This is a genomic window from Streptomyces sp. NPDC091282, from assembly GCF_044757385.1.
GTDB classification, from domain to species: Bacteria; Actinomycetota; Actinomycetes; order Streptomycetales; family Streptomycetaceae; genus Streptomyces; species Streptomyces gramineus.
The window spans coordinates 235,669-259,310 of sequence record NZ_JBIVUX010000009.1 but is presented as its reverse complement, the minus strand read 5'-3'; the positions used below and the strand labels follow the sequence as shown (position 1 = coordinate 259,310).

25 protein-coding genes and 1 riboswitch are annotated in these 23,642 nt (G+C 73.5%); of the genes, 12 read left to right on the top strand and 13 right to left on the bottom strand.

Features of this window, described 5'->3' with window-relative positions; genetic code table 11:
* The 3 genes from ACIQOE_RS34670 to ACIQOE_RS34660 are packed head-to-tail and all read left to right on the top strand — an operon-like array spanning position 1 to position 2,341.
* The gene (locus ACIQOE_RS34670; protein ID WP_365558555.1) at positions 1 to 747 is read left to right on the top strand and encodes a nuclear transport factor 2 family protein; all 747 of its coding nucleotides are present in this window, start codon (positions 1 to 3) and stop codon (positions 745 to 747) included.
* Complete coding sequence (locus tag ACIQOE_RS34665) at positions 744 to 1,085, top strand: YciI family protein (RefSeq protein WP_351323745.1); 342 nt, start codon at positions 744 to 746, stop codon at positions 1,083 to 1,085. The genes ACIQOE_RS34670 and ACIQOE_RS34665 overlap by 4 nt, the downstream gene beginning before the upstream one ends.
* Positions 1,082 to 2,341 carry an RNA polymerase sigma factor gene (locus ACIQOE_RS34660; RefSeq protein WP_401415706.1) on the top strand — a complete coding sequence of 420 codons (1,260 nt, stop codon included), beginning with the start codon at positions 1,082 to 1,084 and terminating at the stop codon, positions 2,339 to 2,341. The genes ACIQOE_RS34665 and ACIQOE_RS34660 overlap by 4 nt, the downstream gene beginning before the upstream one ends.
* A gap of 213 nt (positions 2,342 to 2,554) precedes the next feature.
* On the opposite strand, the gene pgm is transcribed toward ACIQOE_RS34660, so the two are convergent.
* The 6 genes from pgm to ACIQOE_RS34630 all read right to left on the bottom strand — a co-directional run bounded on the left by pgm (position 2,555) and on the right by ACIQOE_RS34630 (position 7,819).
* Entirely contained in the window at positions 2,555 to 4,195 is a 1,641-nt protein-coding gene (gene pgm / locus ACIQOE_RS34655) for a phosphoglucomutase (alpha-D-glucose-1,6-bisphosphate-dependent) (protein ID WP_401415704.1), read from the bottom strand.
* Between the two features lie 120 nt (positions 4,196 to 4,315).
* Positions 4,316 to 4,609 (bottom strand): hypothetical protein, encoded by a 294-nt coding sequence (locus tag ACIQOE_RS34650; protein ID WP_351323749.1) that lies wholly within the window; start codon positions 4,607 to 4,609, stop codon positions 4,316 to 4,318.
* Between the two features lie 111 nt (positions 4,610 to 4,720).
* Positions 4,721 to 5,473 carry a CbtA family protein gene (locus ACIQOE_RS34645; protein WP_401415701.1) on the bottom strand — a complete coding sequence of 251 codons (753 nt, stop codon included), beginning with the start codon at positions 5,471 to 5,473 and terminating at the stop codon, positions 4,721 to 4,723.
* A gap of 21 nt (positions 5,474 to 5,494) precedes the next feature.
* Positions 5,495 to 5,716, bottom strand: a complete 222-nt coding sequence (locus ACIQOE_RS34640; RefSeq protein WP_351323751.1) for a CbtB-domain containing protein — start codon at positions 5,714 to 5,716, stop codon at positions 5,495 to 5,497.
* Positions 5,717 to 5,754: 38 nt separating this feature from the next.
* A riboswitch (cobalamin riboswitch) is annotated at positions 5,755 to 5,890 on the bottom strand.
* Between the two features lie 71 nt (positions 5,891 to 5,961).
* Positions 5,962 to 7,020 (bottom strand): enoyl-CoA hydratase/isomerase family protein, encoded by a 1,059-nt coding sequence (locus tag ACIQOE_RS34635; RefSeq protein ID WP_401415699.1) that lies wholly within the window; start codon positions 7,018 to 7,020, stop codon positions 5,962 to 5,964.
* Between the two features lie 361 nt (positions 7,021 to 7,381).
* Positions 7,382 to 7,819, bottom strand: a complete 438-nt coding sequence (locus ACIQOE_RS34630) for a nuclear transport factor 2 family protein (protein ID WP_351323754.1) — start codon at positions 7,817 to 7,819, stop codon at positions 7,382 to 7,384.
* Between the two features lie 168 nt (positions 7,820 to 7,987).
* On the opposite strand from ACIQOE_RS34630, the gene ACIQOE_RS34625 reads away from it, so the two are divergent.
* The 5 genes from ACIQOE_RS34625 to ACIQOE_RS34605 all read left to right on the top strand — a co-directional run bounded on the left by ACIQOE_RS34625 (position 7,988) and on the right by ACIQOE_RS34605 (position 14,226).
* Positions 7,988 to 9,184 carry an EfeM/EfeO family lipoprotein gene (locus tag ACIQOE_RS34625; RefSeq protein WP_365576342.1) on the top strand — a complete coding sequence of 399 codons (1,197 nt, stop codon included), beginning with the start codon at positions 7,988 to 7,990 and terminating at the stop codon, positions 9,182 to 9,184.
* Complete coding sequence (gene efeB / locus ACIQOE_RS34620) at positions 9,181 to 10,413, top strand: iron uptake transporter deferrochelatase/peroxidase subunit (RefSeq protein ID WP_401415696.1); 1,233 nt, start codon at positions 9,181 to 9,183, stop codon at positions 10,411 to 10,413. Before ACIQOE_RS34625 ends, efeB begins: the two co-directional genes overlap by 4 nt.
* 192 nt (positions 10,414 to 10,605) lie before the next feature.
* Positions 10,606 to 12,429, top strand: coding sequence for an alkaline phosphatase family protein (locus tag ACIQOE_RS34615; RefSeq protein WP_365558574.1), 1,824 nt, complete (start codon positions 10,606 to 10,608; stop codon positions 12,427 to 12,429).
* Positions 12,430 to 12,598: 169 nt separating this feature from the next.
* A complete protein-coding gene (locus ACIQOE_RS34610) occupies positions 12,599 to 13,303 on the top strand; it encodes a GNAT family N-acetyltransferase (RefSeq protein ID WP_401415694.1) in 705 nt (234 codons plus the stop codon).
* Positions 13,304 to 13,419: 116 nt separating this feature from the next.
* Entirely contained in the window at positions 13,420 to 14,226 is an 807-nt protein-coding gene (locus tag ACIQOE_RS34605) for a thioesterase family protein (protein ID WP_401415692.1), read from the top strand.
* On the opposite strand, the gene ACIQOE_RS34600 is transcribed toward ACIQOE_RS34605, so the two are convergent.
* The 7 genes from ACIQOE_RS34600 to ACIQOE_RS34570 form a co-directional block, all read right to left on the bottom strand.
* On the bottom strand, positions 14,227 to 14,901 hold the full coding sequence (locus ACIQOE_RS34600; RefSeq protein ID WP_401415690.1) for a hypothetical protein: 675 nt from the start codon (positions 14,899 to 14,901) through the stop codon (positions 14,227 to 14,229). It lies immediately after the preceding gene.
* On the bottom strand, positions 14,888 to 15,370 hold the full coding sequence (locus tag ACIQOE_RS34595) for a DUF6114 domain-containing protein (RefSeq protein WP_365558581.1): 483 nt from the start codon (positions 15,368 to 15,370) through the stop codon (positions 14,888 to 14,890). The genes ACIQOE_RS34600 and ACIQOE_RS34595 overlap by 14 nt, the downstream gene beginning before the upstream one ends.
* Before the next feature lie 38 nt (positions 15,371 to 15,408).
* Positions 15,409 to 16,032 (bottom strand): DUF6230 family protein, encoded by a 624-nt coding sequence (locus tag ACIQOE_RS34590; protein WP_351935991.1) that lies wholly within the window; start codon positions 16,030 to 16,032, stop codon positions 15,409 to 15,411.
* A 258-nt stretch (positions 16,033 to 16,290) separates the two neighbouring features.
* Positions 16,291 to 18,135, bottom strand: coding sequence for a M1 family aminopeptidase (locus ACIQOE_RS34585; RefSeq protein WP_401415686.1), 1,845 nt, complete (start codon positions 18,133 to 18,135; stop codon positions 16,291 to 16,293).
* A gap of 159 nt (positions 18,136 to 18,294) precedes the next feature.
* A complete protein-coding gene (locus tag ACIQOE_RS34580) occupies positions 18,295 to 18,486 on the bottom strand; it encodes a hypothetical protein (RefSeq protein WP_401415684.1) in 192 nt (63 codons plus the stop codon).
* A gap of 222 nt (positions 18,487 to 18,708) precedes the next feature.
* Positions 18,709 to 20,901 carry a catalase/peroxidase HPI gene (katG, locus tag ACIQOE_RS34575; RefSeq protein WP_401415682.1) on the bottom strand — a complete coding sequence of 731 codons (2,193 nt, stop codon included), beginning with the start codon at positions 20,899 to 20,901 and terminating at the stop codon, positions 18,709 to 18,711.
* Positions 20,902 to 20,937: 36 nt separating this feature from the next.
* Positions 20,938 to 21,375, bottom strand: a complete 438-nt coding sequence (locus tag ACIQOE_RS34570; protein ID WP_351323772.1) for a Fur family transcriptional regulator — start codon at positions 21,373 to 21,375, stop codon at positions 20,938 to 20,940.
* 223 nt (positions 21,376 to 21,598) lie between these two features.
* Here ACIQOE_RS34570 and ACIQOE_RS34565 point away from each other — a divergent pair, with 223 nt between their 5' ends.
* The 4 genes from ACIQOE_RS34565 to ACIQOE_RS34550 all read left to right on the top strand — a co-directional run bounded on the left by ACIQOE_RS34565 (position 21,599) and on the right by ACIQOE_RS34550 (position 23,627).
* Positions 21,599 to 21,973 carry a sortase-dependent protein gene (locus ACIQOE_RS34565; RefSeq protein WP_351935988.1) on the top strand — a complete coding sequence of 125 codons (375 nt, stop codon included), beginning with the start codon at positions 21,599 to 21,601 and terminating at the stop codon, positions 21,971 to 21,973.
* Positions 21,970 to 22,578 (top strand): class F sortase, encoded by a 609-nt coding sequence (locus tag ACIQOE_RS34560; RefSeq protein WP_365558593.1) that lies wholly within the window; start codon positions 21,970 to 21,972, stop codon positions 22,576 to 22,578. Before ACIQOE_RS34565 ends, ACIQOE_RS34560 begins: the two co-directional genes overlap by 4 nt.
* Before the next feature lie 94 nt (positions 22,579 to 22,672).
* Positions 22,673 to 23,164 (top strand): RNA polymerase sigma factor, encoded by a 492-nt coding sequence (locus tag ACIQOE_RS34555; protein ID WP_351323777.1) that lies wholly within the window; start codon positions 22,673 to 22,675, stop codon positions 23,162 to 23,164.
* A complete protein-coding gene (locus ACIQOE_RS34550) occupies positions 23,148 to 23,627 on the top strand; it encodes a hypothetical protein (RefSeq protein WP_401415678.1) in 480 nt (159 codons plus the stop codon). The genes ACIQOE_RS34555 and ACIQOE_RS34550 overlap by 17 nt, the downstream gene beginning before the upstream one ends.
* Positions 23,628 to 23,642: the final 15 nt, after the last annotated feature.

Genomic DNA, 23,642 nt, shown 5'->3' with positions numbered 1-23,642 from the left:
ATGAAATACATGCTGCTGGTCTGCGGCGACGACACCGCGGACGCCTCCGGGACGGCACCCGTCGAACCCTGGGTGGAGGAGCACGGCGTCCGGACCGGGGCCCGGCTCTACGGCCACCGGCTGCGGCTGCCCGACGCGGCGGTCACCGTCCGCGTCCGCGACGGCGAGGTGCTGCGCACCGACGGCCCGTTCGCGGAGACGAAGGAGTACGTGGCCGGTTTCGACGTCGTCGACTGCGACAGCCTGGAGGAGGCCGTACGGATCGCCGCCGGGCATCCGGTGGCCACCGTCGGGGCCATGGAGGTGCGGCCGTTCTGGGACGAGGGGTTCGCCGAGGATCCCGCGGCGGCGATCCGGGCGCTGGACGCCGAGCTGACCGAGGCCGCCCGCGAGCGGGACGCCGAGCGGCTCACCGCCTGCTACGCGCCCGACGTGGAGGTCTTCGGGCTCACCGGCGCCGAGCCGCTGTCGGGGATCGCCGCGTTCCGCAAGGCGGTCGAGGGATGGTTCGCGGCGCTCGCCGGGCCCGTCCACCGCGAGGTGCTGGACCTGCGGGTACGCCCCGGGGAGGGCAGCGCCTTCAGCCATGCCCTGGTCCGGGTGCGCGGCACCCGCGTGAGCGGGGAGCCCCTGGACCGGACGGTACGGGTCACCACCGGCCACCGGGACACCGGCTTCGGCTGGCTGATCGCCCACGAGCACGTGTCGGCCGTGCCGGCCAAAAGCACCGGAGAGGAGCGGTCGTGAAGTACGTCCTGTTCATCTGCACGCCGGTCGGCGGCGAGGAGCTCAGCCCCGCCGAGATCGCCGAGGACCCGCGGTTCACCGCGTACGTGGACGAGGTCCGCAGCCGTGACGTCGTCAAGGGCGGCGCCCGGCTGCGGCCCGCGGCCGACGCGACCACCGTGCGCGTCCGCGGAGACGAAGTGCTGCTGAGCGACGGGCCGTTCGCCGAGACCAAGGAGTACGTCGCGGGGCTCGACATCATCGAGGTCGCCGACCTCGACGAGGCCGTCGCGCTCGCCTCCCGGCACCCCGCGGCGCTGGCCGGCGGCTCGGTCGAGGTCCGGCCGGTCTGGGAGTGACGGTCACGGACGACGTCAAAAAGGCCGTCGCCGCCGCCTTCCGCGAGGAGTGGTCCCAGGTCGTCGCCACCTTGATCCGGGTGACCGGCGACTGGGACCTCGCCGAGGAGTGCGCGCAGGACGCCTTCGCCCAGGCGCTCGTGCGGTGGCGGCGGGACGGGGTGCCCCACCGGCCGGGCGCCTGGCTGACCACGACCGCCCGCAACCGCGCCCTGGACGTGCTGCGCAGGGAGGCGGTGGGAGCGGCGAAGCTGCGGGAGGCGGCCGTGCCGGCACGCGACGAGGGACCGTACGACCCGGACCACGAGGGCGACGACAGCGGGGTGGCCGACGACCGGCTGCGGCTGATCTTCACCTGCTGCCATCCGGCGCTGGCCGTCGAGGCGCGGGTCGCGCTGACCCTGCGCACCCTGGCCGGGCTGACCACGCCGGAGATCGCCCGCGCCTTCCTGGTCCCCGAGGCGACGATGGCGCAGCGGCTGGTGCGCGCCAAACGGAAGATCCGCAACGCCGGCATCCCCTACCGGGTGCCGCCCGCGCACCTGCTGCCCGACCGCACCACGGGCGTCCTGGCCGTGCTCTACCTGCTGTTCAACGAGGGGTACGCGGCCACGGCGGGCGCCGGCCTGATGCGGGCCGGACTGTGCGCGGAGGCCGTCCGGCTGGCCCGGCTGCTCGCCCGGCTGATGCCCGACGAACCGGAGGTCCTCGGGCTGCTCGCGCTCCTGCTGCTGCACGACGCGCGCCGGGACGCCCGGGTGGACGCGGCCGGTGACCTGGTGACCCTGGAGGACCAGGACCGCTCGGCGTGGGACCGCGTCGAGATCGACGAGGGCACGGCCCTCCTGGAGGGCACGCTGCGCCGCGGCCGTCCCGGTCCCTACCAGATCCAGGCCGCCGTCGCCGCCTGTCACGCCACCGCCGCGACCGCCGCCGACACCGACTGGGCGGACATCGCCGGACTCTACGGCGAACTCCAGCGGTACGTGCCCTCGCCGGTGGTCCGGCTCAACCGCGCGGTGGCCGTGGGCATGGCCGAGGGCGGCGAGGCCGGTCTCGCCCTGGTGGCGGAGCTGGAGGCGGAGGGCGGCCTGGCGGGCTACCACCTGCTGCCGGCCACCCGCGCCGACCTGCTGCGCCGCATGGGCCGCGGCGGCGAGGCGGCCGCGGCCTACGAACGGGCCCTGGAACTGGTGGAGAACACGGCGGAGCGCCGCTTCCTGGAGAGCCGGCTCGCCGCGTGCCGGGCCGGGTAGCGGGGTCCGGCACACGGCGGAGGACCCGGCGGCGCGCCGCGACCGGCCGGTGCCGCGCACCGGCCGACCGCACGGCGCCCGCCCGAGGTCCGGCGCATCTCACCGCGTCCGCCCGCCGGGCCGCGCCGGCGCACCCTCGCGGCCTGAGCCGGACCCGCCGGCCACGGTCCGGCGCGGGCCGCGTCCGGCACGGGCCCGGCCGACGCGCGGTCGTCAGCCGCCGAGCGCGGCCGTCACGACCGCCTTGGCCTCCTCCTGGACCCGGGCGAGGTGGTCGGGGCCCTGGAAGGACTCGGCGTAGATCTTGTAGACGTCCTCGGTGCCGGAGGGGCGGGCCGCGAACCAGGCGCTCTCGGTGGTCACCTTGATGCCGCCGATGGCCGCGCCGTTGCCCGGGGCCTCGGTGAGGACGCCGGTGACCGGTTCACCGGCCAGGGTCTCGGCGGTGACCTGGGCCGGGGAGAGCTTGGCGAGGAGCGCCTTCTCCTCGCGGGTCGCCGGGGCGTCGATGCGGGCGTAGGCGGGCTCGCCGAAGCGGCCGGTGAGGTCGGCGTAGTGCTCGGACGGCGTCCTGTCGGTCACCGCCGTGATCTCGGAGGCGAGCAGGGCGAGCAGGATGCCGTCCTTGTCGGTGGTCCACACCGAGCCGTCCCGGCGCAGGAAGGAGGCGCCGGCCGACTCCTCGCCGCCGAACCCGATGGCTCCGCCGGCCAGTCCGTCCACGAACCACTTGAACCCGACGGGGACCTCGACCAGCCGCCGGCCGAGGTCGGCCGCCACCCGGTCGATCATCGAGGAGGAGACGAGGGTCTTGCCGATGCCGGTGTCCGACGGCCACCGGTCGCGGTGCCGGTAGAGGTAGGAGATGGCGACGGCCAGGTAGTGGTTGGGGTTCATCAGGCCCGCGTCGCGGGTGACGATGCCGTGCCGGTCGGCGTCCGCGTCGTTGCCGGTGGCGACCCGGAACGCGTCCCGCTTCTCGATCAGCGAGGCCATCGCGTACGGCGAGGAGCAGTCCATGCGGATCTTGCCGTCCCAGTCCAGCGTCATGAACCGCCAGGTGGGGTCGGTGTACGGGTTGACCACGGTGAGATCCAGGCTGTGCCGTTCGGCGATCCGGCCCCAGTAGGCGACGGAGGCGCCGCCGAGCGGGTCGGCGCCGATGCGCAGCCCGGACGCCCGGACCGCGTCGAGGTCCAGGACGCTGGGCAGGTCGTCGACGTAGACGCCCATGAAGTCGTACCGGCCGGTGGTGGGCGCGGCGAGCGCACGCTCGTACGGGATGCGCTGTACGTCCTTCATCCCGCCCGCGATGATCTGGTTGGCGCGGTCCTGGATCCAGGAGGTGGCGTCGGAGGCGGCGGGGCCGCCGCTGGGCGGGTTGTACTTGAAGCCGCCGTCGGCGGGCGGGTTGTGCGACGGGGTGACCACGACGCCGTCCGCGAGGCCGGTGGTCCGGCCGCGGTTGTGGGTGAGGATGGCGTGCGAGACGGCGGGGGTCGGCGTGTAGCCGTCGGCGCTGTCGACCAGGACGGTCACGCCGTTGGCGGCGAACACCTCCAGGGCGGTGACCTTCGCGGGCTCGGACAGGGCGTGCGTGTCGGCGCCCAGGAAGAGGGGGCCGTCGGTGCCCTGGCCGCTCCGGTACTCGCAGATGGCCTGGCTGGTGGCCGCGATGTGGTCCTCGTTGAACGCGGTCGCCAGGGACGATCCGCGGTGCCCCGAGGTGCCGAACGCCACCCGCTGGGCCGGGTCGGCCGGCTCGGGGTGGCGTGCGTAGTAGGCCGTGACCAGCCGGGCCACGTCGACGAGGTCCTCCGGAGCCGCCGGCCGGCCCGCTCGCTCATGCGGCATGAGTCCACTTCCTCCGCAGTCGTTGATCGATCGCTGGACGCCCATCTTTCCCTGCCCGCGGCGGCGGACGCGAGTGCGGCACCGGTGCTCCCGCGAAGTCACGGCGGATTCACGGCCGGTTCACACCAGTCGCGGGGTACCCGGGGCGCGGTGGCGGCGGAGCAGGTCCGCGATCGCGCAGCGCAGGCACTCGGCGTCCGGCGGGTGGCAGTCCGCCGTGCCGCCGACCAGGTCCTCCAGTTCGCTCAGGAGCTGTTCGGTCCGCTTCACCTGCTGGGCGAGCACCCGGACCCGGGCGCTCTGGCCGCCGATCTGCCGTCGGCTGGCCACCAGTTGTTCGTACTCGCGGACGGTGAGCGCGACGGCCTCGTGGCCGCCGAGGGTGATACGACGTGGCTGGGGGTGTCGTGCCACTCGGGTCCTCCGCTGCTCGCCTTGGGTCGTCCGCGCCCGGTCCGCCGGTGCCAGGAGAACGCGAGAGGGCCCCCGGTCGGTTCCGAAGGGCCCTCGCGTGGCGTGAATCGATCAGTTCGCGGCGGGAACCGCACGTCCGGCCGGAGCCGTCGCGGGCTTGGGGTTGAGCTGCCGGTGCGCCAACTCGCCGAAGACCAGGCCGAATCCGCCCCACAGCACCAGCTGGATGGCGAGCGCCGAGAGCCGGAACCGCCACAGCAGGGTGGCCGGGAAGTCGGCCGGCACCTCGTTGATGACGGGCAGGAACTGGTAGGCCAGGGCGATGACGACGGCGAACGCGGCCACCGCGGTGACGGTCGCCCACCAGGTGCCGAGGCTCGGCCGCAGCCGCTTGCCGAGGAGGGTGGCGGCGACCGCGAGCAGCACGCTGAGCACCATCATCAGGAAGTACAGCGTGGTCCGCTTGCCGATGGTGTCCGGATCGCCCACCGACGGCGGGTTGGCCGGGTACTTGAGGAAGGGCACCACGTAGACGGCGAGCAGCGCGCAGCCGGACAGCAGCAGCGTCGTCGCGCGCGGCGAGAAGCGGCCGACGCGGCCCAGGGCGAAGCAGAAGGCGAGCGCGGCGATGCCGCCGAAGGCGACCCCGTAGACCAGCACGCCGGTGGCCAGGCCCGCGGTGGACTGGAGCGAGCGGGAGACGACCTCCATCTCGTGCTCGTGCGCGTGGGCGTCCTCGAAGCCGATCGCCTTGTCGACGTTCGGCTCACCGAGGAGGTAGGCGACGACGAGGGCGAGCACGCCGGCGGCGAGGCCGGCGAGCATGCCCCGCACCAGGAGGTTTCGTACGGTTGCGGAGTTCATGAGCGGATGGCGTCCCTCGCGTCAGTGGCAGGGGAAGCCGAGGAGGTGACGGGCGTCGTGCACCCATTCGTGGACGTCGGTGCCGCTGAACACGGAGGTGGCGCCCTGCTCGGCGCCGACGAAGTAGAGCAGGATGAGCATGAGGATGCCGAAGAAGACCGCCCAGGGAGCTATCGCGCTCAGCGGCAGCTTGGCGGGAACGACGGGGGTGGTGGCTGTCGGCTGCGCGACGGTCTGCGCCATGGCAGAACCTCCTCTGGGAGTTCGCGTCCCATCTCGGTGGTGCACTGGACGACGGCTACGGGTCTGACTTACGAGCTCCCGGGGGTGCTCGCACACAGTGGCGCGACCGTGCCGGACTTGCACCGGCTTCCGTTCTGTCGTCATCGATACCGGACAGACGGTACCGCGTGTCAGGGGCACGGCCAAGACCGCCCCACCAGGCGTGATCTTCCTCTCCCGTCCGGTGACCTGCCGATGTCGCCGGATCAGCGGTGCGGATGTCCCGCGCCGTCGGCCAGTCCGAGTTCGCGCGCGCCGAGCGGGGCGAAGAAGCGGTCGACGTCGGCGTCGGTGACCTCGGCGAGGGTGGCCGGGGACCAGTGCGGGTCGCGGTCCTTGGCGATGACCTGGGCGCGGATGCCCTCCACCAGGTCGGCGGTGGACAGGGCGGCGCAGGAGACGCGGTACTCCTGGTCCAGGACCCGCTCCAGGCCGCCGAGTCGGCGGGCCCGGCGGAGCGCTGCCAGGGTGACCTTGAGCGCGGTGGGCGACCGGGACAGCAGGGTCCGCGCGGCCTCCTTGGCGGCGGGGTCGGGGTGGGCGAGCAGCCGGTCGACGATCTCCTCGACCGTGCCCGCGGTGTAGCAGGTGTCGATCCATCCGCGGTGCGCGGCCAGTTCGCCGTCCGGCGCGGGCCGCACGTGCCGGGCGAGCGCGTCCGGTACGGGCCGCTCGGCGAGGTCGGCTGTCAGCTGCCCGATGCGGTCGGAGGGGACGAAGTGGTCGGCGAGTCCGCACAGCAGGGCGTCCGCGGCGCCGATCTGCGCACCCGTCAGGGCGAGGTGGGTGCCGAGTTCTCCCGGGGCGAGGGCGAGCAGGTGGGTCCCGCCGACGTCGGGCACGAACCCGATCCCGGTCTCCGGCATCGCGATCCGGGAGCGTTCGGTGGCGATGCGGACACTGCCGTGCGCCGAGACACCGACCCCGCCGCCCATCACGATCCCGTCCATCACCGCGACGTACGGCTTCGGATACCCGGCGATCCGTGCGTTGAGCCGGTACTCGTCCCGCCAGAACGCGGCCGCCGCGCTCCCGTCGCCGTCCCGCGCGTCGTCGTGCACGGCCCGGATGTCACCGCCCGCGCACAGCCCCCGCTCCCCCGCGCCGCTGATCACCACCGCCTCGACGGCCGGATCCCGCTCCCAGGCCGCGAGCGCCTCGTCCATGGCGAGCACCATCGCGTGCGTGAGCGCGTTCAGGGCCTTGGGCCGGTTCAGCGTGATGTGTGCCGTCCGGCCGTCGGTGCGGAACAGGACGTCGCTCATCCGAGGACCTCCGTGCGGCGGCGGGTCGCGTTGACGCGCATGATCTGGTCGGTTCCTTCCGCGATCCGGTGGGCCCGCGCTCCGCGGACGATCTTCCCGCCACCGTACGCGCCCGTGCGGGCGGGCCGGTGCGGGCGGGCGGTGCGTCGCGGTACCGCCGGGCCGTGGCGGCCGCCCGGTCCGGCTAGGGCGTGTTGCGAAAGTCCCGTCGTTCGCCCGGAGGGCGGGCCGCGCGGCGTCAGGTGCGTGCTCTCGGCGTGCCGGGCGGAAGTCCTCGTACTGGATGTACTTGGGCTTTCGCCCGGTGCGGCGAGAGTGCGTGCATGGCGTCGCGCGGCAGGCGGGACTTTCGCAACACGCCCTAGCCGCGCAGATGCCGGCTCACGTCTCCCACCAGGTTGATCGTGACTCGTCGGGCGGCGAACCTCCAGGTGCCGTCGCGGAGTTCGAAACGGTCGAGGTAGCGGCCCGCGGCGATCGGCTGGAGGGGCAGCAGGCCGGGCAGCGCCTGGAACACGGTGACGTAGGAGCGGGCGGTGGCGGTGCCGGCCGCCGCGTCGGTCTCCACGGCGATGTTCGTCGTGGCGTGGTGGGTGCGCGGGGTGCCGTCCTCGTAGCGGATCACGGACTCGCGGAGCATCCGCTCGACGCCCTCGCGTCCCACGGCGGGCGGCCCGCTCCCGACGAACTCGCCGTCGGCGAAGAGTTCACCGGCCCCCGCGAAGTCACCGCCGTCGACCAGTTCCGCGTACCGCATGATCAGGCCGGTCACGGCCACGATGTCCGCCATGTCGTTCATGGCAGGCGAGGATAGGAGACCGGACCGGCGGGCGCGTGCGGGGTTCTCCGGGAGGCCGGGTGAACCGGCAGGGAACTCTTGGTCATGGGTTTGCCTGGACGGCCGTTCGAGCGGCCGGGCCTGCCTAGCATGAGGCGGTCACGCACGGTACGGACCCGGGAGTTCGGGATGGTGTTGTCCGGCCTGAGCCGGAGGTCGTCGCGTTCCTGGACGGTCGTCGCGGTCGCCGTCGTCTGCCTGGTGGCGGGCGTGCTGGCCGTCACCCGCGACCCGCACCCCGCGCACGCGGGCCCGAAGGCGCTGCCGCACACCGCGGTGGAGGTGTCCGCGGCCCGCTGCGGCCGGGGCTGGAGCGCTCCGGTCCCCGGCGTCCAGGTCTTCGACCTGAAGAACCCCACCGACGGAGCCGCCGAGGTCCTCCTGGAGGATCCGGCGAGCCGCGCGGTGTACGGCGAGGTGGAGGACATCGGTCCCGGCACCACCCGGCAGCTCACCGTCCGCCTCGGCAAGGGCAGTTACGCGTTCAAGTGCGTCCCCGACGACGCCGACGCCGTCACCGGGCCGACGGTCCGGATCACCGCGGGCCGGAGCGGTCCGGCCGCTGCCCCGGTCACCGAGCACGACCTGATCCCGCCGGCGCTCGCCTACCAGAAGTGGATCGGCGGCGGCCTGTCCGACGTCGTACGGCTGACGACGGCGCTCCGGGACGCGATCGACGACGGCGATCTCGCCGCCGCCCGCGCCGACTGGCTGCCCGCGCACCTGGAGTACGAGCGGCTGGGTGCCGCGTACGACGCCTTCGGGGACGCGGACGGCGCGATCGACGGGACCGACGCGGGGCTGCCCGGCGGGGTGCACGACAAGGACTTCACGGGCTTCCACCGGATCGAGTACGGCCTGTGGCACGGCGAGCCGGCGAGCGGCCTGCGCGGCCCGGCGGCCGGCCTCGTCCACGCGGTCGGCGCGCTCCGCGACGGCTGGGCCACGGCCCGGATGGACCCCGCCCAGCTCGGGCTGCGGGCGCACGAGATCCTGGAGAACACGGTGCAGTTCGAGCTGACCGGCCGTACCGACTACGGCAGCGGCAGCAACCTGGCCACCGCCCGCGCCAACCTGGACGGCACGGTGCAGGTCCTGACCCGGCTGGACCCGCTGCTGGCCACCCGCTACCCCGGGCTGCCGGCCCTGCGCGGCGCACTGGACCGGACCGGCCGGATGCTGGACGGATTCGACCGCGGCGGCACCTGGACTCCCCTGGGACGGCTGGACCGCCGGCAGCGCGAGCACGTCGACGCGGCCCTCGGCGACCTGGTGGAACGGCTGGCGTCGGTGGCGACCCTGTGCGATCCGCGGAGGACGGTGTGAACGGCGGCGAGAGGACGGCCGGCGGCCGGGTCGGCCGCCGCGGCTTCCTGCGCGGTGCGGCGCTCGCGGGCGCGGGGCTCGCCGCGGGCGGCGCCTCCGCACCGGTCACCGGCCCGGACGCGGCGGCGGCCGTCGCGCCCTTCCACGGCGCCCGTCAGCTGTCCGCGGTCGCGGCGCCCCGGCGGACGACCGTCTTCGCCTCGCTGGACGTCACCGCCGACGGCCGCGCCGAACTGGCCGACCTGCTGCGCACGCTGACCGAACGCGCCCGTTCCCTGACCGCGGGCGGCGTCCCCGGCCCGGTCGGCGTCACCGCGCCGCCCGCCGACTCCGGCGTCCTCGGCGAGGACGTGCCGTCGGGCGCGCTGGCGGTGACCGTCGGCGTCGGCGCCTCGCTCTTCGACGACCGCTTCGGCCTCGCAGGACGCGGACCGCGCCGGCTGACCGCCATGCCGGCCTTCCCCGACGACGACCTGCGGCCCGAGTGGTGCCACGGCGACCTCAGTTTGCAGTTGCACGCGGACGACACGGACACCGTGCTGCACGCCCTGCGCGACATCGCCCGGCACACCCGGGGCGGTATGCAGGTCCGCTGGCGGCTCGACGGGTTCAGCAGCCCGCCCCGGCCGTCCGGCACCCCGCGCAACCTGCTGGGCTTCAAGGACGGCACCGCCAACCCGGAGACCGGCAGCGCCCGTGAGATGGACCGGCTGGTCTGGGTCGGCGCGGGCTCCGGCGAACCGGACTGGGCGGTCGGCGGCAGCTACCAGGTGGTGCGGCTCATCCGGATGCTGGTGGAGTTCTGGGACCGGGTCTCGCTCGCCGAGCAGGAGCGGATGTTCGGCCGCTCCCGTCAGTCCGGGGCACCGCTGGACGGGGACGCCGAGCACGACACGCCCGACTTCGCCGCCGATCCCAAGGGTGACGTGATCCCGCTGGACGCGCACATCCGGCTGGCCAACCCCCGTACCGCGGCCACCGCGGAACAGCGGATCCTGCGCCGCGCCTACAACTACGACCGGGGCATGGACGCCAACGGCAACCTCGACATGGGCCTGCTGTTCTGCTGCTACCAGCAGGACCTGGCACGGCAGTTCGAGACGGTGCAGAAGCGGCTGGCCGGCGAACCGCTGGTCGACTACATATCGCCCTTCGGCGGCGGGTACTTCTTCGCGCTGCCCGGCGTGCGGGACCGCGCCGACTGGTACGGGCGCGCACTCCTCGCCTGAACCCGCCGAAGGCCAAGCTTGTCCGGACAACTCCCGCAGCCGGTCGGTCAATTCGCGGTCAAAGTTTGCCCCGGCATCCCTGACCCGGTATTCACCCGCCCGCCATCACGGCTCCGCCGCGACGCCGGGAAGCGGGCGAAACATGCCTGCCTGTACGACGCAGAGACGTTCATGCCCGGAGGGTGAGCCCGCATGGCCAGGACAGCAAGACGAACGGCGATCAGGAGCCTGGGGGCGCTCGCGGGCGCCGCCGCGCTCACGGTCCTCGGCGGCACCGCGCCCAGCTGGGCGGCCGTCCCCGCCGGGCACGGCGGCACGCCGTCGACCACGACACCGATCAAGCACGTGGTCGTGCTGTTCGACGAGAACATCTCCTTCGACCACTACTTCGCGACCTACCCGAAGGCCGCGAACACCGACGGCACGCGGTTCACGGCGTCCCGCAAGACCCCGAAGGACGTCGACACCGTCGCGCACGCCGGGCTGCTGACGAAGAACCCCAACCAGTACGCGCCCAAGCGGCTCTCCTCCTCGCAGGCCATGACCTGCGACCAGAACCACTCCTACGGGCCCGAGCAGCTGGCCTACGACGGCGGCAGGGCCGACCGGTTCGTACAGAACACCGAGGTCGACAAGTGCAGCGGCGGCCTGTTCGGCGAGCCCGGACTGGTCATGGACTACTACGACGGCAACACCGTCACCGGGCTGTGGAACTACGCCCAGCAGTACGCCCTCAACGACCGTTCCTACAGCTCGGTCTACGGCCCGTCCACGCCCGGCGCGCTCAACCTGATCTCGGGCCAGACGCACGGCGCCGTCTCGGTCGACTCCGTGACCGGCAGGCAGACGGCGACGCCCGACTCGTACGCCATCGCCTCGCCGAACGCCAAGGGCGTCGGCACGGTCATCAACGACCCCGACCCGGCCTTCGACGACTGCTCCGACAAGGACCACACCAGCACCAGCGCGCTCGCCTCGCTCCAGGGCAGGAACATCGGTGACCTGCTCAACTCCAAGCGCGTGAGCTGGGGTTGGTTCCAGGGCGGCTTCCGCCCGTCGACGGCCTACAACGGCACGTCGGGCTCCTACGCCAAGTGCGACACCACGCACACCAACGTCGGCGGCGCCGCCGTGGTCGACTACAGCCCGCACCACAACCCGTTCTCGTACTACAAGTCGACGTCCAACCCGCACCACGTGGCGCCGAGGAACGTCGACGAGATCGGCCACGACGGCCGGGCCAACCACAACTACGACCTGACCGACTTCACCGCGGCCGCCAGGGCGGGCAAGCTCCCGGCCGTCAGCTTCCTCAAGGCAGGCGAGTACCAGGACGGCCACGCCGGTTACTCGGACCCGACCGACGAGCAGCACTTCCTCGTCGACGAGATCAACGCCGTGCAGAGCTCGCCCCAGTGGAAGTCCACGGCGGTCGTCATCGCCTACGACGACTCCGACGGCTGGTACGACCACGCCTACGCCAAGCCCCGCAACGGCTCCAAGGACTCCACGCCCGGCTCCAACGGCCAGGCCACCGACGGCCCGGCCTGCCAGGCGGGACCGGCCGCGTCCGGCGGCTACGCCGACCGCTGCGGCCCGGGTACCCGGCAGCCGCTGCTGGTCATCTCGCCGTACAGCAAGGTGAACAAGGTCGACCACACGCGGACCGACCAGTCGTCGGTGATCCGCTTCATCGAGGACAACTGGCGCACCGGCCGCATCGGCGACCACTCCTTCGACGCCACCGCCGGCTCGCTGGCCGGCATGTTCGACTTCCGGCACCCCAACGGCAAGCAGGTGCTGCTGAACGCGAACGGCTCCGTCAGGCACATCGGCCCGATCCGCCACGTGGCTCCGGTCGGCACGCACCTCACGCCGGGCCCGGCGATGGTGGACACGGCCGCGGCCTCGGGCTCCGGGACCCTCCCGGTGGGCCTCGGCGTGGGCGCCCTGGTGGCCGCCGGCGCCACCGGCACGTACCTGACGCTGCGCCGCAGGCACCGCACCGCCGCCTGACCCCGGTTCGGCCCCGGCGACTTCGGCACGGTCCTCCTCCCCGGACCGTGCCGAGGCGCGTCCGGCCCGGTGCCGGGGGCGTCGCCGCGGCCCCGTGCGGGCTCCCCGGCGCCCGCTGGTTACGATCATGGCGGCACCGACAGCGGCACGGCGAACGGGGAGTTGCACGATGACAGCCGAGGAGACCGCCGTACTCGACGACCCGGTGGGCGCCTCCCTGCACGGTCACCACGCCCCGCTGGGGCGGCGGCTCGGCCGGGCCGCGAGCTACGTGCCGGACGTCGCGACCTTCTCGTCGGTGTCCGCCGACCCCGGTCCCGAGGACTGGGCCGACCTGGCCCGGCTGCTCGGTCCGGGCGCCTTCGCCGACATGTTCAACTGCCCGGCGGCGCCGCCCGCCGACTGGGAACCGGTGTTCGTCCTCGAAGGCCGGCAGCTGGTCTGGCCCCGCGACCTCCGGCCCGCGCCCGCTCCCCCGGCGGCCGGCACCGAGCTGGTCGAACTCGGCGCGGCCGACGTCCCCGAGATGCTCGCGCTCGTCGCGCGGACCGCACCGGGACCGTTCCGGCCGCGCACCCGCGAACTCGGCACCTACCTCGGCGTCCGCGAGAGGGGCACGCTGGTCGCCATGGCAGGCGAGCGGCTCAGGCCGCCGGGATGGACCGAGATCAGCGCGGTCTGCACCGCTCCCGAGGCGCGCGGCCGGGGTCACGCCGGCCGGCTGGTCGGCGAGCTGGCCGCCCGCGCGCTGGCCCGGGACGAACGTCCCTTCCTGCACGCGGCGGAGGCGAACACCGGCGCGATCGCGCTGTACGAACGGCTCGGCTTCGTGAGCCGCGCGCACGTGACCTTCCGCGGCTTCCGCACCCCGTGACCACGCCCGCGCACCGCACCCCGGCACACTGAGTGCAGTGTGCACCCTCTCACCCGGCGCGACGGCACGGATGCCGGCGGCGTCCCGGGTGTCCAGCCTGTGAGGAGAGACGTCCGTTGGCCATCCCGACCGCGACCCAGGGCAGTTACTTCGAGGCCGTCGACGACCACCGCTACAAGCCGACGCCCCGCGCGGGCGGCGCGTGGTCCCCGGACGAGCAGCACTTCAGCCCGCTGTCGGGGCTCGTCGTGCACGCCCTGGACCGGTACCGGGCCGCCCGCCCGGACAACGGCCTGCTGCTGTCCCGGATCAGCTACGACATCCTCGGCCGGCTGCCCCTGGACGAGTGCGAGATCGAGGTGGAGACGGTCCGCCCCGGACGCACCATCGAACTCCTCGAAGCGGTCGTGCGGATCTCCGGCCGTACGGTCCTGCGGGCCCGCGCCTGGTACCTGGCCGAGCTGGACACCGCCGCGGTGGCCGGCGGCCCCGACGACCGTCTCGCCGCGCCCGACTCCCTCGCCCCGTGGCCGGCGGGCGAGCTGTGGCCCGGCGGCTACATCGGCTCCGTGGAGATCCGCCCGGTCGGGCCGCGCCGCCCCGGCCGCACGGCCGCCTGGATCTCCTCGCCCGTGGACCTGGTCGCCGGGGTCCGGGTCGGTCCGCTCGCCTCGTTCCTCACCCTGGTCGACACCGCCAACGGCATCGCCGTACGCCGGTCGCCCACCGAGTGGATGTTCCCGAACGTCGATCTGACCGTCCACCTGCACCGCCAGCCCCGGGGGATCTGGACGGGGCTGGACACCAAGGTCAGCTTCGGTCCCACCGGACAGGGGCTCACCAGCACCGTCCTGCACGACGTGGACGGCCCGGTCGGGCACGCGACGCAGATCCTCACGGTCCGGCCGCTGCCGGCCGCGTGATCAACCGGAGGCGGCCCGCAGCTCGGCGCCCTTGACGGACAGCCGGCCGCCGCGCTGCACGACCTGGGTGACGGTCGCCGAGACGAGGGTGATCGTGCGGGCCCGGCCGGCGGGACGCGCGAGCCAGCGGGGGACGGCGTCCGGTGTGACGGCGACGGCACGGCGCGCCGGGAGCGGACCGCCGCCGACGCCGGTGACCCGGCCGGTCAGCCTGCGGACGTAGAGGGTGACCACGCCCGTGGCGCCCTGCCCCTTGAGCGTGGCAGTGGTCGCGGGCCGGGCCCGCAGCCGCAGCGCCGCGCGGCCCCGGCCCGCGGTGAGGTCGAGGTCGACGGCGTCCAGCGACCGCACGGTGAGCTTCACGGCCCGGACGGTGCCCGTCGCGGTGCGCATGGTGACGGTCCCGTGGAACCTGGCGCCGCGCAGCACGAGCCGGTCCGCACGCAGCACCAGGGAGCCCTTGTCGGCGGCGGACGGGCCGGGCCGCGGCGCGCCGGCGGGCGCCTGCCGGCCGCTCGCCGCCGGGTGCGGGAACAGGGACAGGGACAGGCAGGCCACGGCCGCCGCGCAGGCGAGCGGCGCGGACGCGCGGGCGAGCGCGATGGTGGTACGGCCCCGGTGCTGACGGCCGGGTCCGCCGGTGCGCGCGCTCGCGCCGTCGTCAGCGGTCGGCACCGGGACCCTCCGCCGCCGCGACAGCCGTGGCCGTGCCGTCGTGCTGGACGGACGGGCCCGCGTCGGCCTCGGGCGGCAGCCAGGCGCAGGCCAGGGAGCCGCCGACCAGGCCGCAGGCGACGCCCAGGAAGAGGCCGCCGAAGTTGGCGACGGGGAAGGAGATGACGGCGAGCAGGAGGGTGGCGACGCCCGCGAAGACCCTCAGGTGCGGGCGGCAGCACAGGGAGACGCCCAGCACCAGGAGCAGGATCCCGATCACCAGCGCCCCGGCGCCCGAGGTGGTCGACAGGGCGAGCGGGATGCCGGCCAGGTCCAGTCTCGCGTAGGGCCAGTAGAGGATGGGCAGTCCGGCGGCGAAGGTGAACAGGCCCGCCCAGAAGGGGCGTTCACCGCGCCAGTCACGGAACCTGCGGCGCAGCTCCGGTGCCGCGGCGAGCAGTTCGCGGCGCCTGCCGATGGGGTTGATCACTCGGCCCGTCCTGATCAGGGCCGCCGCGGTCCGCCGGGTCAGGGGCATGAACGGGCGCCCGATTCGATGCGGATCCGCAGTCCGGGGATGTTCAGGGTGCCGGCGGACACCGCGACCGTGTTGACCCGTACGTCGGTGAGGGTGACCGACGTGGACTGCAGGCCGACGCCGTCGGGGTTGAAGAACCGGGAGTCGCGGTCACCGGATCTGACCGGGCCCTTGGAGATGGCGCCCTGGGCGACTCCGATGTCGAGGCCGGTGAAGTTCGCCTGCGCGGCGGCCTCGGCGGTGGCGTCGAGGAACAGGTCCGTCGCCCCGACGAGCCGCTTGTCGCCGCCGCTGATGAGGAGGGTCTGGGTGCCCAGCACGGGGACGTCGACCGTGATGGCCTCGCACAGGCCGCTGATCGTCGCGTGCCGGAAGCCGGTGACCACGACGGGGATGAGTTCGCGCTTCCTGGTCACGTCGATCATGCTGTAGAGGCTGACGCCCCGGGCCGTCAGCGAGTCGGCGGTGACCTGGAACTTCTCGCCGGAGACGAAGAAGGACGCGGCGAGCACACCCTGCGCCATGCCGATGCCGACGGTCGCGCACGCGGCGACGGCGGGCACCAGGACCACCCCGAAGAGCCGCCAGCGGGTCCTCCCGGCGCGGTGCGACATCCCGACTCCTTCAGTCGTGAGGTACGGCCCCGCCCCTCCCGGACAAGGCGAGATGTCCTGTTTGTCCGGTCACGGATCCTAGGCTTCCGGGTCGCGCGATCGGCTGCACGCCGGGCCCGCCGTACGAGTGACGCACGTTCCGCTGGTCCCTTCGGGCGACGGGGGTGCGCCGCACGGGGGAAGAGGGCGGCGCCCGGAACGCGAGAGGTCCGGGACCGGCACGGTGGTGCCGGTCCCGGACCCGTGGAGCGGTGTGCGTCAGCCGTCGATGCGGTGGGTGGTCCAGAACGACGTCAGGTCGGTGCTGGTGGCCGCCTGCGCCGCCGCCTTGAACTCGGCGGTGGTGGAGACGCCGTACCAGTGCGCACTGGCGTAGTTCCGCAGCAGCGTGGTCATGGCGCTGTCGCCGATGAGGCGGCGCAGGTCGTGCAGGGCGCACTTGCCGTAGCCGTAGACGACGGTGGAGTAGCGGGAGGAGTGGGCGTCCCAGTAGGCCATCGAGTTGGTGATCTTCTCGGCCGAGGAGGCCCAGGACACGCTGTTCCAGCAGTTGGTGCCGCTCAGCCCCTGCGCGAGGTCGGTCGCGTAGTCGGTGAACGCCTCGTCCAGCCAGGGGCTGTTGTACTTGTCGTCGCCGACGATGCCGTACCACCACTGGTGGCCGATCTCGTGGGTGAGCGCGGTGGTGCTGACCAGGTCGAGGACGAAGCCCGGGTACTCCATGCCGCCGAACCAGAAGTTGTTGTCGATGACCGCGTCCAGCTCGCCGTACGGGTACGCCCCGAAGCGGCCGGCGTGGGCGTCGACGGCGGACTTGGCGGTGCTGAGCATGGACTGGGCGTTGGAGGAACTGATGCCCGAGACCGAGTAGATGTTGACCGGGACGCCGCCGGGCGAGGTGCCGGAGATCTTGCTGAAGGGCCCGGCCGCCCAGGCGAAGTCACGGACCTTGGAGGCGGTCGCGGTGGTGACGGTACGACCGCTGGTGCCGGGGGTGTCGGTCGAGGTGCCCGTGGCCGGCACCAGGAGGCTGGTGGGGTGGTCCAGGGTCACCTTGAAGTCGGCGGCCAGCGAGTAGAACGACTCGCCGTTGTTGGTGTACGGGTCCAGGTGCCAGCCCGAGCCGTCCTTGACCGCGAGGACCGGCAGCGCGTTGCCGATCATGTTGAAGGCGCCGTCGTGGCCGAACCGGTCGGCGCCGCTCGGGACGGTGATCCCGAGGTCGAAGCCGATCGTGGTCGACTGGCCCTGCGCCAGCGGGGTCGGCAGCGCGATCTGGAGGGCCGTGCAGGCCACCGACAGGGCGCCCGCGGTGCCGCCGGTGACGTTGGTGACCGTGATCGGCGGCGCGGAGCAGGTGCCGTGGTAGTTGTCCCACAGCCGCAGGTAGACCTCGGTGAGCGCGGTGGCCGAGGCGTTGGTGAAGGTCGCGCTCTCGTGTCCGGTCCACACGGTGCCGGCGGTGTTGCTGCTGAGGCTGACCGTGTACGCCGGGGCGGCCGGCGTGCGCGTCGAGTCGGCCGGCGGGGCGGTGTCGCCGGAGGCGTTCAGGGCGATGTCGTCCAGGACGAAGCTCGTCTGGAGGCTGGAGTCCTCGGTGCCGGTGAAGGCGAGGCTCACGGTCTGGCCGGCGAACGCCGAGACGTCGAAGGACTTCTGGACGTAGCCGGTGGCCTTGTTCAGGTTCGAGTACGTCGCCAGGGTCGTGCTGCCGATCTTCGCCGTGAGCTTGTCGTACGCGGTGGACGACGTCGTCTCGGCGGTGTCGACGTGCAGCCAGAAGGTGAGGGTGGCGCTGCTGCACCCGGACGGGATCGTGACGCTCTGGGAGAGCGTGTCGGTGTGCGTGCCGCCGACGCCGTCGAGCCAGGCGAAGCTGGTGCCGCCGTGGGCGCTCTGCCCGGTGCGGCTGGTGATCACGCTGGTCGACGACTGCGTCCAGGGCGAGGTTCCGCTCTCGAATCCGCCGTTGGCGACCACCTGGGCCGGGGTGCAGGCCGCCTGCGCGGCGGCCGACGCCGTACTGCCGGGGAGCAGGGCCGCGGCCAGTGCCGCGACGGCCAACGCACTGGTGACGAAGGCCTTGTGGGGGGTCGATCTCACACGAAACTCCTTTGCGGCGACCGGGGTCCCGGTCTGCTCGGTGGCCGCCCGGCCGGCTGGGGTGCGCCGGGGACGGCCACGGGTCACGCGCTCTGGGTGGTGCGAGTCCGAAGCCTGACAGAATTGACCAGGCCATGTCACTAAGGGATTACCCGCGTGTCAGGGATGGTCCGCGCAGCAGGGTGTGGGATCGGGTACCTCGAAGGGCGCCAGCAGGCCGCCCGCGGCCGGGACCAGGGCCAGGGTCAGGACGCCGTCACGCCACTCCGGGCGGACGTGGTCCTGCGTCAGGATGCGCGCGCCGGGCGGGAGTCCGGCGGCCGGCGCGCCGAGGACCACCAGGCGTTCCACGGCTGTGCGGTCGAGGACCGTGCCCGCGGTGACCGTGCCGGTGAGGTGCCGGACGCCCGGATAGACGAACAGCGGGAGTCGAGGTCATGGTGCGGTAAAGAACCGCCGATGCGCAGCAGGCTATGGGGAGTTGACACCGGACGGTGGCGCACGCGGACGCGAGGACGCCCGGGCCGGCCGGTGGAGGCCGGCCCGGGCGTCAGGTCCCGGGCGTCGCCGGGATCAGATCAGGTCGAACCGGTCCGCGTCGGCGACCTTCGCCCAGGCGGCGACGAAGTCCCGCACGAACTTCTCCTTGGCGTCGTCGCTCGCGTAGACCTCGGCGACCGCGCGCAGCTCGGAGTTGGAGCCGAAGACCAGGTCGGCACGGGTGCCGGTCCACTTGACCGCGCCGGTGGCCAGGTCGCGGCCCTCGAACGTGGTCTGGTCCTCGGAGGTCGACTTCCACTCCGTGCCCATGTCGAGCAGGTTGGCGAAGAAGTCGTTGGTCAGCACGCCCGGGGTCTCGGTGAGGACACCGTGCTTGGAGCCGCCGGTGTTGGCGCCGAGCACGCGCAGACCGCCGACCAGGACGGTCAGTTCGGGGGCGCTGAGGCCGAGCAGGTTGGCGCGGTCCAGGAGCAGGTACTCGGCCGGCAGGCGGTTGCCCTTGCCGAGGTAGTTGCGGAAGCCGTCGGCCGTCGGCTCCAGGGCCGCGAAGGACTCGGCGTCCGTGTGCTCGTCGGTCGCGTCGACCCGGCCCGGGGTGAAGGGCACCTCGATGTCCACACCGGCGGCCTGGGCGGCCTTCTCCACGGCGGCGGCACCGCCGAGGACGATGAGGTCGGCGAGGGAGACCTTCTTCGCACCGGAGTTGAACTCCTGCTGGACACCCTCCAGGACGCGCAGGACCTGCGCCAGCTCCTCGGGGTCGTTGACCTCCCAGCCGCGCTGCGGCTCCAGGCGGATCCGGGCGCCGTTGGCACCGCCGCGCTTGTCGCTGCCGCGGTACGTCGAGGCCGACGCCCAGGCGGCGGAGACCAGCTGGGCGACCGTCAGGCCGGAGTCGAGGAGCTTGGCCTTCAGGGCCGACACGTCGGCGGCGTCGACGGCCTCGCCCTCGGCGGCCGGCAGCGGGTCCTGCCACAGCAGGGTCTCCGCCGGGACCTCCGGGCCGAGGTACAGGGACTTCGGGCCCATGTCACGGTGGGTCAGCTTGAACCAGGCGCGGGCGAAGGCGTCCGCGAACTCCTGCGGGTTCTCGTGGAACCGGCGGGAGATGGGCTCGTAGATCGGGTCGAAGCGCAGCGACAGGTCGGTGGTGAGCATCGTCGGGAGCTTCTTCTTCGACGCGTCGTGCGCGTCGGGGATGATCGCCTCGGCGTCCTTGGCGACCCACTGGTTGGCGCCGGCGGGGCTCTGGGTCAGCTCCCACTCGTAGCCGAAGAGGATGCCGAAGAAGTCGTTGCTCCACTGGGTGGGCTTGGTGGTCCAGGTGACCTCCAGACCGCTGGTGATCGCGTCGCCGCCCTTGCCGGTGCCGTAGGTGCTCTTCCAGCCCAGGCCCTGCTGCTCCATCGGCGCGCCCTCCGGCTCGGCGCCCACGTTCTCCGCGGGGCCGGCGCCGTGCGTCTTGCCGAAGGTGTGGCCGCCGGCGATGAGGGCGACGGTCTCCTCGTCGTTCATCGCCATCCGGCGGAAGGTCTCACGGATGTCGCGGGCCGCGGCGATCGGGTCCGGGTTGCCGTTGGGGCCCTCGGGGTTGACGTAGATGAGGCCCATCTGGACGGCGCCGAGCGGGCTCTCCAGGTCGCGGTCACCGGTGTAGCGCTGGTCGTCGAGCCAGACCTTCTCGGGACCCCAGTAGACGTCGTCCTCCGGCTCCCAGACGTCCACGCGGCCGCCGCCGAAGCCGAAGGTCTCGAAGCCCATCGACTCCAGGGCCACGTTGCCGGTGAGGATCATCAGGTCGGCCCAGGAGATGGCCTGGCCGTACTTCTTCTTGACCGGCCACAGCAGGCGGCGGGCCTTGTCCAGGTTGCCGTTGTCCGGCCAGCTGTTGAGCGGGGCGAAGCGCTGCTGGCCGGCGCCGGCGCCGCCGCGGCCGTCGGAGATGCGGTAGGTGCCCGCGCTGTGCCAGGCCATCCGGATCATCAGCGGGCCGTAGTTGCCGAAGTCGGCCGGCCACCAGTCCTGCGAGGTGGTGAGCACCTCCGCGATGTCCCGTTTCACGGCCGCGAGATCAAGGCCCTGGAACGCCTGCGCGTAGTCGAAACCCTCGTCGAGCGGGTTCGAGACGGCGGGGTTCTTGGCAAGGATCTTCAGGTTGAGCCCCTCGGGCCACCACTGGCGGTTGCCGCCACCCTGGGTGGGGTGGGGCGCCCGGTCGTGCGCGACCGGGCACGTGCCCGCGGCGTTCTCCTGGGTCTCAGACATGGGGGAAATCCTTCCGGAGGGGGCGGATCGACATACTCATGAATCAGTGACGGTGGAGCAGGCGGGGCACAGGCCCCAGTAGATGACCTCGGCCTCGTCGATGGCGAAGCCGTGGTCGTCCGAGGCGGTCAGGCACGGCGCGTCGCCGACCGCGCAGTCGACGTCGGCGACGGCGCCGCAGGACCGGCACAGGACGTGGTGGTGGTTGTCGCCGACGCGTCCCTCGAACCGGGCCGGGCTGCCGGCCGGTTCGATACGGCGTATGAGTCCGGCCGTGGTGAGCGCGTGCAGCGCGTCGTACACGGCTTGGAGCGATATGTGGCCTACGCGCTCACGAACGCCCGAGGCGACCCCTTCGACATCGAGGTGGTCACCGCCGCGGACGGTCTCCAGCAGCGCGACGCGGGCGGCCGTCACCCGCAGGCCGACACCACGGAGCTCGTCGGCGGTGGTCGGGGGCTGGGATGCGGTCATGGCGGCCAACCTACCCCCACAAACACGAGTGATTCAAGAAAACAAACCATTCAAGTCTGGCGACGGCCCGGAGAACACCGACCACGGCCCGGCCTCCCGCCGCCACCCCGCCCACCGGCTTTGCCATCTCTTTACAACCTGTCCCGGCGCCGGGTCGTCTCTCCGCTCGATCCGTTACGCAGCCCGCGCCGACCACCGCGGGCCGACGAAAGAGAGCGTCTCCATGCGCCGAACTGTCCTGGCCGCCACGGCACTGGCCTGTACCGCCGTCCTCGGCGGCACCGTGCCCGCGTTCGCCGACGGCTCCACCCCGCGCCCGGTCCGTACCGCGACGCCGACCCCCGCCACCTCCGCGGAGCCCTCCGCCGCCCCCTCCGAGGCGCGGTCCGCCGAGCCCACCCGGGCCTCCACCCCCGCCCCGGCCCGGGACCGCGGCCAGGTCGCGGCCGTGCCCGCGGGCGCGCCCGACACCGGGGTGGCCGAGCCGTCCTCGGACTCCGGGACGGAGAACGCCCTGATCGGCGGCGGCGCGGCGGCGGTGCTCGCCGCGGGCGCCGTCCTGGTCACCGTGCGCCGCCGCCGGGCGACCGGGGCATGACCTCGCTCTCCAGGCGCGCCTTCGTCTCCGCGGCCACGGTCTCGCTGCTCGCGGGCTGCGCGGGGCCGACCGCCCACCGCACGGCGGGCGCCGTCCGCGACGAGCGGCCGTCCGCGCCCGTCCCGTCCGTCACGCCGGCCGCGCTCGGGCGTTCCGTGCCGGTCCGGCTGCGCATCCCGGCGATCGGCGTGGACACCCCGCTGCTGCGGCTCGGGCTGGCGGCCGACGGCACGGTGCAGGTGCCGCCGGTCACCGCGCACGACCGGGCCGGCTGGTACCGCCACTCCCCCACCCCGGGGCAGGTCGGCCCGTCGGTGATCCTCGGCCACGTCACGGTCGGCAGCTACGGCGACGGCGTCTTCCGCCGGCTCGCGGAGCTGCGCCGGGGCGAGCGGGCGGTGGCGCGTCTGGAGAACGGCCGGTCGGCGGTGTTCACCGTCGACGAGGTGCGTACGGTCGCCAAGTCCGCGTTCCCCACGGACGACGTGTACGGCGACGTGGACCGCCCCGAGCTGCGGCTGATCACCTGCGGCGGCCCGCGCGGCGGCGACGGCTACCTCGACAACGTGATCGTCTTCGCCTCGCTGACCGGCACGACCGCCTGACCACCGGCACGGCGGTGCGGGACCGGCGGAACGCGTCCGGCCGGTCCCGCATCCTCCTCATCGCCCACGATGAGCCCCTCGACCCTGGAGAACGTTGAAACGGTCCCGTGACAAGGCGGCGTCGGAGCTGTTCGCCGCCCTGTACCCGCGCCTGGCCGGCTGGTGCCGCCGCCTGGTCGACGACGACGAGACGGCCCACGAGATCGCCTCGGAGGCCTTCACCCGGCTGTGGGCCCGGTGGACGTCGGTGGAGGAGCCCCGCGGTTTCCTCTACGTCACCGCGGCCAACCTGGTCCGGGACCACTGGCGCAAGCTGGAGCGCGAGCGCCGGACCGTGCGCCGCGTCGGCTCGGACGCCGCGACCCGCCCGCACCCCGAGCAGGCCGACCCCTCGGTACGGCTGCTGGTGCAGTCGCTGCCGGAGCGACTGCGGGTCCCGATCCTGCTGCACTACTACGCTGACATGCCGATCCGGGAGGTGTCCGAGCTGACCGGACGCAAGGAGGGAACCGTCAAGGCCGATCTGCACGCGGCCCGTGAACTGCTCCGCGGCCATCTGAGGAGAAGCCTTGATCACACGCCTTGACGAGGAGCCGGAGTTCGACGGCCCCGACGATCCGCTCACCGTCGTCCTGCGGCCGCCGGCCGCCCATCTCGGCCCGCCGCCGGGCCGCTACGAGGAGATCCGGCGTGCCGCGGGCCGCCGCCGGCTGCTGCGCGTGGCGGCGGGGGCCGGAGCGACCTGCGCCGTGGCCCTCCTGATCGCGCTGCCGATGCGGCTGACGGCCCCCTCGGCGCCGGTCACCCCGCAGGTCCCGCTCGCGCCGCCGGCCGTCGGCCCGACGGCACCGCACCGCGTCCCGGCGTCCCCGGCGCCGAGCGCCCGGACACCGCGTCCGAGCGTCACGCCGGAGCGCAGCCGCGCCGCCCGGGACCCCGGCCGCACGCCGTCGTCGACTCCGTCCGCGGCCCTGGTCCCACCGTCCGAGCTCCGCAGTACACCGGCCGACGGGAGGCGCACCGCCGCCGCCACCCGCTCCCGGTCCTGACGGCGTCAAGTCGGC